The 13056-nt window shown below is 73.6% G+C and carries 9 protein-coding genes; 3 read left to right on the forward strand and 6 right to left on the reverse strand.

Annotated features, from left to right (window positions below; translation table 11 throughout):
• Positions 1-70: 70 nt before the first annotated feature.
• The gene (locus ACFY3C_RS27730) at positions 71-1876 is read left to right on the forward strand and encodes a caspase domain-containing protein (RefSeq protein ID WP_390772644.1); all 1806 of its coding nucleotides are present in this window, start codon (positions 71-73) and stop codon (positions 1874-1876) included.
• On the opposite strand, the gene ACFY3C_RS27735 is transcribed toward ACFY3C_RS27730, so the two are convergent.
• The 4 genes from ACFY3C_RS27735 to ACFY3C_RS27750 all read right to left on the reverse strand — a co-directional run bounded on the left by ACFY3C_RS27735 (position 1857) and on the right by ACFY3C_RS27750 (position 8326).
• The gene (locus ACFY3C_RS27735) at positions 1857-5993 is read right to left on the reverse strand and encodes a CHAT domain-containing protein (protein ID WP_390772645.1); all 4137 of its coding nucleotides are present in this window, start codon (positions 5991-5993) and stop codon (positions 1857-1859) included. The genes ACFY3C_RS27730 and ACFY3C_RS27735 overlap by 20 nt on opposite strands.
• Before the next feature lie 65 nt (positions 5994-6058).
• Positions 6059-6469, reverse strand: coding sequence for a RidA family protein (locus ACFY3C_RS27740; protein ID WP_390772646.1), 411 nt, complete (start codon positions 6467-6469; stop codon positions 6059-6061).
• Positions 6470-6497: 28 nt separating this feature from the next.
• Entirely contained in the window at positions 6498-7262 is a 765-nt protein-coding gene (locus tag ACFY3C_RS27745; protein ID WP_390772647.1) for an IclR family transcriptional regulator, read from the reverse strand.
• On the reverse strand, positions 7259-8326 hold the full coding sequence (locus ACFY3C_RS27750; RefSeq protein ID WP_390772648.1) for a sugar kinase: 1068 nt from the start codon (positions 8324-8326) through the stop codon (positions 7259-7261). Before ACFY3C_RS27750 ends, ACFY3C_RS27745 begins: the two co-directional genes overlap by 4 nt.
• 124 nt (positions 8327-8450) lie before the next feature.
• On the opposite strand from ACFY3C_RS27750, the gene ACFY3C_RS27755 reads away from it, so the two are divergent.
• A complete protein-coding gene (locus ACFY3C_RS27755; protein ID WP_390772649.1) occupies positions 8451-9728 on the forward strand; it encodes an alanine racemase in 1278 nt (425 codons plus the stop codon).
• A gap of 17 nt (positions 9729-9745) precedes the next feature.
• Positions 9746-11356, forward strand: coding sequence for an amidohydrolase family protein (locus tag ACFY3C_RS27760; RefSeq protein ID WP_390772650.1), 1611 nt, complete (start codon positions 9746-9748; stop codon positions 11354-11356).
• An 18-nt stretch (positions 11357-11374) separates the two neighbouring features.
• On the opposite strand, the gene ACFY3C_RS27765 is transcribed toward ACFY3C_RS27760, so the two are convergent.
• Positions 11375-12208: a serine protease gene (locus tag ACFY3C_RS27765; RefSeq protein WP_386579265.1), complete on the reverse strand. Its 834-nt coding sequence runs from the start codon at positions 12206-12208 to the stop codon at positions 11375-11377.
• A gap of 151 nt (positions 12209-12359) precedes the next feature.
• Positions 12360-13019, reverse strand: coding sequence for a hypothetical protein (locus ACFY3C_RS27770; protein ID WP_390772651.1), 660 nt, complete (start codon positions 13017-13019; stop codon positions 12360-12362).
• Positions 13020-13056 lie beyond the last annotated feature (37 nt).

Raw genomic sequence — 13056 nt, forward strand, 5'->3', positions numbered from 1 at the left:
TGAAGGTTAGTGACGTCACGTCAAGAGTGCATCTGAGTACGCCTGAATGACACTGGCAAACTCTGTTCTCATGGGGAGGATCAAGGCACTCCTGGTGGGCATCGACGACTATCCGGCGTCCGTGGCCAGTGCGCTCGGCGGCTGCGCGAACGACATCGGCGAGGCGCGGCGACTGCTGACCGAGCTGGTCGAGGAACAGGTGGACATCACCGTCCTGTTGGACGCCGACGCGACCGTGGCCGCCGTGACGGACGCGGTGCTGCGGCACCTGGGCTCGGCCGGTCCGGGGGACACCGCACTGCTGTGGTTCTCCGGGCACGGCACGCAGGAGGCGGCCACCGGCGACCATCTGTTGATCGAGGCGACGGGCCTGAACCAGGCGCTGGTGTGCGTGGACGGTCCGCTGCTCGACAAGCGGCTGGGCGCGCTGCTGGACCGGGTCGCGGCGGGCGGTGCCCAGGTCACGGCGGTGCTGGACTGCTGTCACTCGGGGGGCGCGACGCGGGAACTCACCGCGCGGTACGCGCCGCCCCGGCCGGAGTGGGACTTCGGTGCCCGCGGGTACGGCGGGCCGCCCCGGCATGTGCTGCTGGCGGCGAGCCGGCTGGACGAGCCGTCGTACGAGGGCTGGTTCGAGGGGCGCCGGCACGGGGCGTTCACGCATGCGCTGGTCGGCGCGGTGCGCGCGGCCGGTCCCGGCGCCACGTGCCGGGAGCTGCTGGCGGGGGCCGCGGCGCGGGTGCAGCGGGCGGGCAGCACTCAGCATCCGGTGCTCTTCCCCGACCTGCCGGGCGGCACGGCGGACCGCCCGCTGCTGGGCGGCGCGCCCCGCACGGCGAGCCCGCACCTGCTGCGGTACGGCGCCGACGGCTGGGAGGTGGACTGCGGCGCGGTGCACGGGCTCCGGGAGGGCGGCGCCGAGGCGCAGGGCACCACTTTCGCGGCGCTGGAGGAGGGGCCCGGTCGGGGGGTCGTACGCGCGGTGGAGGTGTCGGCCGCGCGGACGCTGGTCGCGCCGGTGGACTGGGAGCCGGAGCCGGAGCGGGTGTATCCGGTCGCGCTGTCGGAGGTCGCGCTGCCGCCGGCCAGTGTGGCGGTGGACGGATCACCGGAGGACGGACGGTGGCTGGCCCGCGAACTCGGCCCGCTGGTACGGCTGGTGGAGGGGCCGGAGGGGGCGCTCGGGCTGCACTTCCAGGTGCGGGTGCGGGACGGGCGGGCGTACGTCCTGCGGCGCGACGGTACCGAGTTCACGGCGCCCCTGCCCTTCGGGGGTCCCGGGGACGCCGAGCGGGTCGCGGACTGCCTGGCCCACCTCGCCCGCTGGCACCAGCTGCGCGACCTCACCCCGCGGCCCTCGCTGCTGGACGGGCTGGTGGAGCTGGAGATCGTCCCGTGGGGCTCGCACGAGCCGCTGCGGCCGGACGCGTCCGGGGAGATCGTCTGCCCGTACACCCAGGGCCCTTCCGGACCGCGCGCGCCATGGGTGTCGATCCGGCTGCACAACCGCTCCCCCGACCGCACCCTGTGGTGCGTGCTGCTGGATCTGACCGACGGCTACGCCTCCTCCTCGGCGCTGTATCCGGGGCACTTCATCGGACCCGGCCGTACGGGCCATGCGCTGGACGGCGATCCCGTGCAGCTGTCGCTGCCCGCCTCCCGGGCCGCGGTGCCGGGGGCGGAGGCTCGGGACTGGCTCAAACTCGTGGTGTCCGACCGGGAGTTGAACGCGGTGCCGTTCCAGCTGCCTCCGTGGGAGACCGCCACCGGCGGCCGGGTCCTCGGTCCCGTGCTCGGGGCGGCGGGCCGCTGGACGGCCGCGACCGTGCCGCTGCGCACGCTGGTGCCGGAGCCGGTCAGCGGCCCAGGTGCGTGAATCCGGCCCAGGCGCTCAGATCGTGCGGGTCGATCCCGCGGGCCCGCTCGGCGAGGAACTCCGGGAACTCGGGCGGTAGTTCGCGGTCGGGGTTGAGCATCCACAGCTGGGCGCGGCGCAGGGCGCGGGCCGGGGGTTCGGCGTGGGTGCGCAGGAAGTGGTGGGTGAGGAACATCAGCACCGAGGTCGCCTCGTCCGGGACCGGCCACAGCGAGCCGACGACCGAGCGGGCGCCGGCGGCGAGGAAGGCGGTGGCGAGGCTGTAGGCCTCGTTGTGGCCGCGGCCCGAGACATGGCTGCGGCAGGCGGCCAGCAGCACGAGGCCGAGCCGGTCACCGCCCGCGCCGGTGATCTCCTCCGCCGCCAACTGGCCGTCGTAAAGGGTGAGATGGGCGCTGCGGCGGGCGTTCTCGGCGACGGACGCATGGCAGGCGAGATGCAGCACTCCCCCGTCGTACGGCGACTCGCGCAGCCACCGCAGCACCTCGCCGGGGGTGCCGGGGCCGTCGGTGGGACCGGTCGTGCGGCGGCCCAGGAACCGGGCCTCGGGGTAGAAGGCGCGCTGTACGGCATCGGCCTCCTCGCCCGCGTGGCGCAGGTCGCCGGTGGGGTTGCCGACGATCAGCGCGGCGCCGGTGTGCTCGGCGGCGGGGCGGGCGGCCACCTGGCACAGCAGGCGGGCCGAGGCGGCGTAGGAGATCTCGGCGGCCTGCAGTGCGTACTGCCGCCCACGCGGCCCGCCCGGCTGCCAGGCCGCGTGCCAGGGCACGAGCCCCAGCCTGCCCATCGGCACCAGCACCAGCCGGGGCAACCGCCCGGCCGGCATCTCGAAGGCCTCCAGCAGCGGCCGCATCGCCGCGTACCAGGCCCACCCGCACAGCCGGTCGAGCTGCGCGCGGAGGGTGGCGGGCGCGGAGGGGCGCCGGCCGGGGACGGGGCCCAGATCACGGGGGGTTCCGTCGCGGGTCAGCCCTTCTCCTGGCCCGTACTCCTTCAGTGGTGCCGCGTCCTCCGTCAGCGTCGGCAGGGGTACGGCGTGCACCGTGCCCTGCGAGGTGACGACCAGGGCGGTGCCCGGGGTGTCGTCCGTGGCCGGTACCAGGTAGACGAGGGCGTCCTTGGTGAGGGTGCGCAGGGCCTCGGCGATCTCGTCGGGCGTGGGCGGGTCGAGGAGCTGTGCCTGGTGGGTGCCGGTGAGGGCGGCCAGGACGCGGCGGCGCAGGGTGCTGGGCACGGTCAGCGGGGTCCGGGCGGCGGCGAGGGGGTCGGCGGGCGGTTCGGTCGCGTCGGCTCCGGCGGTCCGCCAATCGGCCGCGAGATCGGTGTGGCCGGTGGCGGTGAGGAGGTCGGGAACGGTCGCCGAGGTGAGGGTCGCGTGCAGGACCAGGCCCCGGCAGGCGTCCAGGGCCTGGAGGGCCTCCTCGGGCCGGTCGTCCTTCAGGCACCAGCCGGCCACCTCCAGCGCGGCCCCGGTGGCCTGCGCGGCGGCGACCGTCGCGTGGTCGGTACCGGACTGCAGCAGCGCGGCCCAGGCGTGGCCGCGCAGCGACTTCAGGCCGAGGGAGCGGGCACTGGCACGGTCGCGGCGGTGCAGGTCGTCGCGGGTGCGGTGGGCGCGGGCGAGGGCGAGGCCGGTGTCGGCGTAGAGCCGGTGTTCGGGCCCGCCGGTTTCCGCGAAGGCGCCCTCCAGCAGGGCGATGCCCTTGGCCAGGCGCTCGCGGCGGCGCACCCGGTCGATCTCCATCTCTGACAGGGCGCAGTGGGCGATGCCCAGGCCGTTGGCATAGCGCAGCCGGCTGTCGCTGCCGGGCTCGCACAGCTCGTGGGCCTCCCGGAGCAGGCCGATGGCGGCCACGATGCCCGGCCCGTCCTGCTGGGTGACGGCGGACACGAAGCGGGTCATGCCGGTGTCGCCGAGCACCCAGGCTCGGTGGTCGCGGGGCAACCGCCGTGCCTGGCGGCGCAGTTCGGCCGCGCTCGGGCGGACCGCGAGCGGCGGCAGCGGGGGGACGCCGAGGTGCTGGGCGAGGCTGTCGCGGCCGGAGCGGGCGTTCTCCAGGAGGGTGAGGATCTCGATGCGGGAGGGGTCCTCGTCGCCGAGCGCGGCGTGGCCCTCGGTGAGCGCTGCGATATGGCCGTCGGCGGCGGCCAGGTCGCCGCGCCGGACGGCGGCGTGCGCCTCGAAGCCGGCCTGCTGGAGGTCCATCTGGCGGCGCAGGTGGGCGGGCAGGGTGGGGTCGGAGCGCAGCCGCCGCCAGGTCGCGGCGCCGGCGTCCATGTCGTCGCCGGCGCCGCCGGTCTGGCCGCGTTGGGTCTGGGCCATGAACCGGGCGAGGGCGAGGCCGTGGCCGTGCTCGTCGCCGCCGAGGCCGCCGGCCTCCGCCCGGTCGAAGTGGGCGAGCACCTCGTCGAGGCCGGCGCCGGAGCCGCCGCTCATCTCCTCGTGCAGCCGGGCGATGCCGGTGACGGCGTGCGCCCGTCCCTGCCAGGCCGGGTCCTGCTCCGCGCGCTGGAGCACCGCCTCGGTCAGTTCCCGCCGGTGCTCCGCGGTGATGTGGGTGCCGTCGGGGTCCACGATGGTGAGGTTGCACAGCATCAACGCGGCGAGTTCGGCCCGGCCGGGGCTGCCGGGTTCGATGGAGCGGAGCTGGGCGAGGGCCTCTTCGAAGCCCCGGATGCGGCGCTGCTGTCCGGCCACGTCCCGGCTCATGCCCCGCAGGTGCTCCTCCTCCCCGAAGTCCACGTAGGCCCGCCCCTCGCGGAAGTCCTCGAAGAGGGAGCTCATGGTCTGCCGGAGTTGCTCCGTGTCGAGTCCTTCCGGACGTCCGTCGGTCTCGGGCAGGACGCCGTGGTCGGCGAGGGTGAAGCGGGCCCAGCCGTCGAGCATCCGGGCGGTCTGGGCGAGGTCGTGGAGGTCGTGTTCGGCGGCGAGGATCAGGGCGGCGGCCCGCAGCACGTCCTGGGCGCGGGCGGGGTCGGGGTCGTCGTGGTGGCGGGCCTGCTGGAAGAGGGCGAGGAACAGCGCGGTGGCCGTGACGTCGCCGTCGCGGTCCGGCTCCCACCGGTCGACGGCCCGGCGCAGCAGGGCGATGCCACGGTCCCGGCCCGCGGGGTCGTCGCGGGCCGCGGCCCGCTCGTACAGCAGCCGGCCGAACACGTCCAGGTACTGCGGCAGCAGTTGCTCCTCGGCGCCGGGCCGCTCCAGCAGACGGCGCAGCTCAACCTCGGCGGCGAGGCTGTGTCCGAGGTCCTTCCAGGTGGACCAGATCATGGCGCGGACGAAGAGGGCGTTGGTCTCGGCCTCGAACGCCCACTCGGGTTCGGGGCCGCCCGCCCGGCGGGCCTCGGTGAGGGCGGTGTCGAAGGCGTCCAGCGCGGCGTCCAACTGCTCGCGGTCGCCCCGAGCGCGGCCCCGCACCATGCCGGCGAGGCCCAGGCTGTAGCGCAGGTGCGGGACGTCGGCGGGCTCGGCGGTGTCCAGGAGGGCGCGGTAGTGGCGGGCCGACTCGTCGGCGGCGTCGAGATCGCCGTGCCGCAGGGCCCGCTGCATGTACAGGTACCCGGCCCCGGCCCGCAGACCGGCCTCCTCCTCGCTGCCCTGCTCGGCGTGCTCCAGCGCGTCCGTGTGCCGGCGCAGGGCCTCCTGCAGCAGCTCGGCGGAGTCCGGTGCGGCAAGGAGTCGCAGCCTGGCGCAGAGGGCGAGCACATGCCGGCCCCAGTCCCGCTCCCAGGCGAAGTCGGGGTTGTCGGCGGGCAGCCCCTCGACGCCGTCGACCAGCAACTGCCAGGACTGCTGAAGCAGTTGCGGGTCGCCGTCGTCCTCGTACTGCACCCCCCGCAGATGCCCGAACCGGACCCGCCAGGACGACCACAGCGGATCGTCCCCGGGAGCGCGGAAGGCGTGCTCGAACGCCTCGACGGCCAGGGCGAGTTCCTCGTCCCGGTCGTCGTCCTCCCGCAGCAGGTACAGCCGGTGGCTCAGCTCTCCGGCGTACCCGCACAGCTCGGCACTTTCCGGATCACCGGCGGAGCGCCGGGCCAACTCGTCGAGTACGGCGTCGCGTTCGGCGGTGATGTCACCGACAGGACCGGTCGGCCGGGAGGAGGAGAGGGTCACGTACCCATACTGCCTACAAGAAGACGCTCACCACCCCCGCCAGACGGCCGGGAGGCGAGGCGCCGTCAGCTCAGGACGGCGAGGGCGTCGATCTCGATGAGGAGGCCGGCCGGCAGACCGACGTAGACCGTGGTCCGGGCGGCGGGCGGCTGGGTGAGGCCCTGCTGCTCGAAGTACGCGTTGTAGATCTCGTTCAGCTCGGCGAAGTGGTCCACGTCGGTGAGGTAGACGCGGATCATCATCGCGTCGTCCCAGCTCGCGCCGCCCTCTTCGAGGATCGCCTTGACGTTCGCGAGGGTCTGCAGGGTCTGCTCGCGCAGGGTGGGACCGGCGGGCGTCGGGGGCTTGCCCTCCTCGGCGGGCAGGAAGCCGACCTGGCCGGCGACCTGGAGGATGTTGCCCTTCTTCACGCCGTGGGAGAACTTCGCGGGCGGGGTGGTGTGGGTCTTCGGGGTGAGCGCGATCTTCTCGGTCATTCGGGGGTGCCCTTCGCTGGCGTCTCGGTCATTCGGGGGTGCCCTTCACCGGTGTTCTTCCGGAGTACTCGCCGCTGATCGCGTCCGCGGTACGGCGCACCTGCGGCAGCAGGGTGAGGAGTTCCTCGGCGGTGACGACGACGTTCGGCGCGGACACCGACATCGCGGCGACCACCCGGCCGTCGGCGCCGCGGACGGGGGCCGCGACGCAGTTGATGGACTCCTCGTGGCCGCCGAGGTCGGTGGCCCAGCCCTGTTCGCGCACCTGCTCCAACTCCCGCAGGAACGCGGCGGCGTTGGGGGTGGAACGGGCCGTGTACAGGGGATAGTCGAGCTTGTCCGCGAGGGCGCGGCGCTCGGGTTCGGGCAGGTCGGCGAGGAGCAGCTTGGCGACGGCGGCGACCGTGATGGCGACGGGCTTGCCGATCCGCGAGTACATCCGGACCGGGTAGCGGCTCTCGACCTTGTCGATGTACAGCACCTCGTTCTCCTCGTACACGGCGAGGTGGACGGTGTGGCCGCACCGCTCGTTGAGGCGGACGAGGTGGGGGTGGGCGATCTCGCGGATGTCGAGGTTCTCCATCGCCTCCTGGGCGAGGGCGAAGAGGCGGGCGCCGAGGCGGTAGCGCTGGTCGGACTGGCGGTAGACCAGGCCGTGCTCGTGCAGGGTGCGCAGGAGGCGCAGCGCCGTGGACTTGTGGACGCCGAGCCGGTCGGCGACCTGGCCGAGGTCGGCGGGGCCCTCGGCGAGCAGGGGCAGGATGCTCAGGGCGCGGTCGACGGTCTGACTCATGGGGTGTTCGCCTCCTCCGGGGCCTCGTCGGCTTGCGTCCAGCCGGGGCCGAGTCGAAGTCTCCCCCATGCGTCGTCGTCCAGGGCGGCGAGGCGGTCGGCGTGGCTTCGGGCGGGAGGGGCGGCGAGGTCGCCGGGGGTGGTGAGGGTGGCTGCCGCCATGAGGTGGCCGTGCCGGAGGCGGTCGCGCATCGGAAGTCCGCGGAGGGTGCCGGAGAGGAATCCCGCGGCGAAGGCGTCTCCGGCGCCGACGTGGGCGACGACATCGACCCGCGGCGCCCGGACGAGGGTTGCCGTCCCGTCGGCGTCCTCCATTGCGTCGGTGTTCTTGTCGAACGCGACCGCTCCACCCCTGCCCTGCTTCACGACCACGATCTCCGGCTCGGGCAGCGCGTCCACGATGGCCCGGCCGCCGTGCAGCCCCCAGGCCTGGCGTGCCTCGTCGTGTCCCACGAACACGATGTCGGCCGCGCGCGCCAGCTCCAGCAGCACCCGGGCGTCGTCGGCGTCCCGCCACAGTCCGGGCCGGTGGTTCACGTCGAAGGAGACCAGGGGCCGCCCCTCGCCGGGCTTCACCAGCTCGCGTACGAGTTCCAGGCACCCCTCGGACAACGCCGCCGTGATCCCCGAAAGGTGCAGCACCCGCCCCGCCCGCACCGCCGCCACGTCCACGTTGTCCACGGTCATCGCGGAAGCCGCAGAGCCCGCCCGGTAGTACGCCACCTCGTGCTCGTCCGTCGCCCGGTCCCCCGCCGTGCGGAAGTACAGGCCGGTCGGGCGTGCCGCGTCCCGGCGGACGTGGGCGACGTCGACGCCGTACGCCCCGATCGTCTCGACCAGGTGCTCCCCGAACCCGTCCGCCCCCACCCGGCTCACCCACCGCGTGGAGTGGCCGGAGGCCGCCAGCGCGCAGGCCACGTTGGACTCGGCTCCGCCGATCCCGCGCTCGAAGGTGGGGACGTCGGCGAGGCGGCCCGGGCGGGTGGGGAGGAAGGTGACCATGGACTCGCCGAGCGCCACTACGTCCACAATGTCGGGGGCGTTGCGGGCTCCGGTGGCGGTCACGATCGTCGTAGCTCCTCGGTGGTGGGAGTCCGTTGACCCCGCGTGGCCGAGATGTTAGACAGCAGTGAGCGACATACGCAATGAACGTTGCAGAGTGTGCAACGCACCAGATTGGGGAGGCCTCATGGCCCACGAAGCCGACAACGAAGCGCTCGCTCGCCTCGCCGAGGAACGGGTCGACCACCGCTTCAAGGGCCTCCCGCCAAACGCCGTGGGCCTGACCGTCGCCGAGCTGGCCGCCGAGCGCCGCAACCTCTTCACCGACGGCTTCACCACCCCCGTGCTCGCGCTCTCCGCCGAGCGCCTGGAGCACAACCTGCGGCTCATGGAGACGTACGCCGCCCGGCACGGCCTCGCCTTCGCCCCGCACGGCAAGACGTCCATGGCACCCCAGCTCTTCCGGCGCCAGATGGAGCACGGGGCGTGGGGCATCACCCTCGCGGTGCCGCACCAGGTGTGGGTGGCCCGGGCGTTCGGGATCGCGCGGATCTTCCTGGCCAACGAGCTGGTCGACCCGGCGGCCCTGCGCCGGATCGCCGCCGACCTGGCGGCCGACCCCGACTTCCGCTTCGTCTGCTACGTCGACTCCGTGCGCGGGGTCGAGCTGATGGACGCGGCCCTGCGCGGCGCCGCCCGCCCGGTGGACGTCGTGGTGGAGCTGGGCGCGGGCGAGGGTGCCCGTACCGGTGTGCGCACGGAGGCGGACGCGCGGGCGGTCGCGGACGCGGTGGCGGGCGTTCAGACGCTGCGTCTGGTGGGCGTGGCGGGCTACGAGGCCCAGGTGCCCGGCGCCGCCCCCGAGCCGGTGCGGGCCTGGCTGGGCCGGATGGTCGCGCTCGCGGCGGAGTTCGACAAGGCCGGGCGGTTCGCCGGGGCCGAGGAGATCGTGGTGAGCGCGGGCGGCAGCGAGTGGTTCGACGCGGTCGCCGACGTCTTCGCCGGCATCCCCGAACTCTCCTTGCCGGTCCTGAAGTTGCTGCGCTCGGGCGCGTACGTCTCGCACGACGACGTGCACTACAGCAGGCTCACCCCGTTCAATCGGGTGCCCGAGGAGGGCGCGCTGGAGCCCGCGTTCCGGCTGTGGGCACAGGTCGTCTCCCGCCCCTGCCCCGAGCAGGCCTTCGTCAACGCGGGCAAGCGGGACGCCGCCTACGACCTCGACCACCCGGTGGCCCACATGGTGCGCCGGGACGGCCGCGAGCACCCGGCGACCGGCATCGAGGTGACCGCCCTGTCCGACCAGCACCTCTGGCTGGGCACCGGCCCCGAGGCGGACGTCGAGGTCGGTGACTGGATCGGCTTCGGCCTGTCCCACCCCTGCACGTCGTTCGACAAGTGGCAGCTGATCCCGGTGGCCGAGGCGGACGGGACGGTCGTCGACTTCATCCATACGTTCTTCTAGAGATCCGGGGGAGAGACGTGGAGCAGCTCGTCATCCGTGACGCAGACGTCGTCGACGGCAGCGGTGCGGACTCCTACCGCGCCGATGTCGTGGTCGACGGCGGCCGGATCGTCTCGATCGTCAAGGAGGCCGCGGCGGCGGGCTGTCAGCGGCCCCGGGCGCGGCGCGAGCTGGACGCGGAGGGGCTCGTCCTCGCCCCCGGCTTCATCGACATGCACGCCCACTCCGACCTGGCCCTGCTGCGCGACCCCGACCACAGTGCGAAGGCCGCGCAGGGGGTCACACTCGAAGTCGTCGGCCAGGACGGTCTTTCGTACGCGCCCGTGGACGACCGCACACTGGAGGAGGTCCGGCGGGCGATCACCGGCTGGAACGGGTACGGCGACGATCTCGACATGGACTGGCGGACGGTCGGCGAGTATCTCGAGCGGCTGGACCGGGGCATCGCCGTCAACGCCGCCTATCTCGTCCCCCAGGGCACGGTCCGCGCGCTCGCCGTCGGCTGGGAGGACCGCCCGGCCACGCCCGCGGAGCTGGACCGGATGCGGCACCTGGTGGCGCAGGGGCTGGAGCAGGGCGCGGTCGGCCTGTCCTCGGGGCTCACGTACACGCCGGGGATGTATGCCGCGGACGCCGAACTGAGCGTGCTGTGCCGGGTGGTGGCGGAGTACGGCGGCTACTACTGCCCGCACCACCGTTCCTACGGCGCCGGCGCCCTGGAGGCCTACGCCGAGATGGTGGCGCTGACTCGGGAGGCGGGCTGCCCGCTGCATCTGGCCCACGCGACGCTGAACTTCGGCGTGAACAAGGGCCGGGCGCCCGAACTGCTGGCCCTGCTCGACAAGGCGCTCGACTCCGGCGCGGACATCACGCTGGACACCTATCCCTACACCCCGGGCTCCACCACCCTGGCCGCGCTGCTGCCGAGCTGGGCGAGCGAGGGCGGCCCGGAGCGGGTCCTGGCCCGGCTCACCGACCCGGCGACGGCCGCGCGGATCCGGCACGACCTGGAGGTGGCCGGCGCGGACGGCTGCCACGGCGTGCCGGTGGAGTGGGAGACGATCGAGATCTCCGGCGTGACCGCACCGGCCCTGGCGGACCACGTCGGCCGTACGGTCCGGGAGTCGGCAGACCTGCGCGGCGAGAGTCCCTGGACGACCGCCCGCCGTCTGCTGGTCGAGGACCGGCTCGGTACGACGATCCTGCAGCACGTCGGCCATGAGGAGAACGTCCGCACGATCATGCGGCATCGCGCCCACACCGGCGGCTCGGACGGCATCCTGCGGGGCGCCAAGCCGCACCCGCGGGCCTACGGCACCTTCCCCCGCTATCTGGGCCACTACGTACGGGAGTTGGGCGTGCTGACGCTGGAGGAGTGCGTCGCGCACCTCACGGCGCGGCCCGCGGCCCGGCTGCGACTGCCGGACCGCGGGCTGGTGCGCGAGGGATACCGGGCCGACCTGGTGCTCTTCGACCCGCGGACGGTGTCGCCAGGCGCCACCTTCGCCGAGCCCCGCACGCTCCCGACCGGGATCCCGTACGTCCTGGTCGACGGCAGGTTCGTCATGGAGGACGGCCGGCGAACGGACGTACTGGCGGGCCGGGCGGTGCGCCGTACACCGGTGTGACCGCCCGGCCCGCGGGGACTACGGCTTGGGCAGGGTGCAGCCGGAGGCGCTCAGGTTGAGCTTGTTGCCGGTCGTGAAGCAGGCCGGGATCTGGTAGGTCTCCTCGGCGTAGTTGATGCCCTTGCGGACGGTCACGTTGCCGCTCTCGTCCACCTCGCACGGGTTGTTCTCGGTGCAGCTCTCGCCGTCCTCGTTGCCCGTGTTGTTGACGGCGACGACGTTGCCGGTGGCCGTGTCGATCACCGGGGAGCCGGAGGTGCCGCCGATGGTGTTGCAGGCGGAGGTGTAGCGCATCGAGTCCTTCCAGGTCCAGCCACCCTCCTTCAGCCGGTACACGAACCCGTCCACGTTGCAGCTGTAGGTCCGCTTCCAGTAGCCGGAGACGACCTTGATGGCGGTGCCGGTGGTCGGGTGCGTGTTCTGCACGGTGAGCGGGCTGATGCCGTACGAGCTCTTGATCGCCGCGTAGGTGGTGGTCAGCCGGTAGATCGTGACGTCCGTGTCCGTCATGGTCGAGTAGACGACCTGGTTGGCGCGGAGCGTGCCGATCCGGCTGCCGGAGGCGTTCAGGAGGCCGAAGCTGCGGCTGGAGGACTGGCCGGTGATGACCTCGCCCGGGTCCGGGAAGCCGGTCTCCAGGCAGTGGCCGTTGGTCATCACGAGCGCCGGGTCGCTGTCCGCGGAGTTCGGGAAGCGGATGACGGAGCCGGAGCAGTTGCTGAGCGAGACGGTGCCGGCGTAACTGACGGTCACCGCCTTTGCCGTCTTGGCCTGGGGCGCGGCGACGGCGGGGGTCGCGCCGAGCCCGGCGATGGCCAGGGCGGACAGCGCGGCCAGGAGAGGCTTGTTCATGTGGGGGTCCCCTCTGCAGACATAAGCGACCGGAGATCTTCCGGCCGCCCACTGTCTTGTCATGAGCATTCTCATGAGAGGGGCATGCCTGAGCAAGGAGTTGTATGCGAACTGTTTTACTGACGGGGCGTCAATCCTGGGAATCCTGGGGCTATCTGGGCTTCTTGCCGGCACCCCGGCCATGCCCCCGGACGCTGGGCTCGGTCGTCGTCGCGGCCGCCGACGGGGTAGTCGCCGTCGGCGTGGGCGAGGCGGAGGTCTGCGCACCCGGAGAGGTGGACGTGCCCGCCGAGGTGGCGGTGGATGTGGGAGTGGGGGACGGCGAGGTCCCGCCCGGGGTGCCGGCGGTGTCCGTGGCGCTCGGTGTGCTGCCGTCCTGCCGCGTGGTCGCCGAGTCGTCGGAGGAGACGCGGCCGCCCTTCGTGGGCTGCTGTCCGGCCGGGGAACCCGAGCCGCCCGTCAGACCGGCGATCACGGCGACGACACCGGCCGCCCCGAGGACCCCAGCGACGGCCACCCGGCGACGGCCGCCCTGCTTCCTCCGGCGCCGGAGATCGGCCCGGCCGCCGCCGGGTATGAGAGGGGGCGGCCCGGCGGGATCGTCCAGCGCGTCCAGCGCGGGCACCGGGGGCAGCTCACGGGTCTCGTCGAAGGCGTTCTGCCAGCCGTGGGCGGCGGCAGGATCGGCGTACTCCTCGTACGACGGGGCCGGGGCGGCCTGCGGGTGGTACACGTTCGGCGGCGCCCCCGGCTCGCCATCCGCTCCGTGCGCGCCGTACGCCCCCGCTCCGTGCTCACGATCGGTGGACATGGCCCGGAATTGTAGAGACGCATGTGACTCCTGGGAC

The organism is Streptomyces sp. NPDC001410 (assembly GCF_042895235.1).
In the GTDB taxonomy this organism is placed as follows: domain Bacteria; phylum Actinomycetota; class Actinomycetes; order Streptomycetales; family Streptomycetaceae; genus Streptomyces.

Coding starts and splice junctions, on each gene's coding strand:
- ACFY3C_RS27745 (WP_390772647.1), bottom strand. CDS start 7,262: ATGAGTCAGACCGTCGACCGCGCCCTGAGCATCCTGCCCCTGCTCGCC.
- ACFY3C_RS27755 (WP_390772649.1), top strand. CDS start 8,451: ATGGCCCACGAAGCCGACAACGAAGCGCTCGCTCGCCTCGCCGAGGAA.
- ACFY3C_RS27740 (WP_390772646.1), bottom strand. CDS start 6,469: ATGACCGAGAAGATCGCGCTCACCCCGAAGACCCACACCACCCCGCCC.
- ACFY3C_RS27770 (WP_390772651.1), bottom strand. CDS start 13,019: ATGTCCACCGATCGTGAGCACGGAGCGGGGGCGTACGGCGCGCACGGA.
- ACFY3C_RS27765 (WP_386579265.1), bottom strand. CDS start 12,208: ATGAACAAGCCTCTCCTGGCCGCGCTGTCCGCCCTGGCCATCGCCGGG.
- ACFY3C_RS27730 (WP_390772644.1), top strand. CDS start 71: ATGGGGAGGATCAAGGCACTCCTGGTGGGCATCGACGACTATCCGGCG.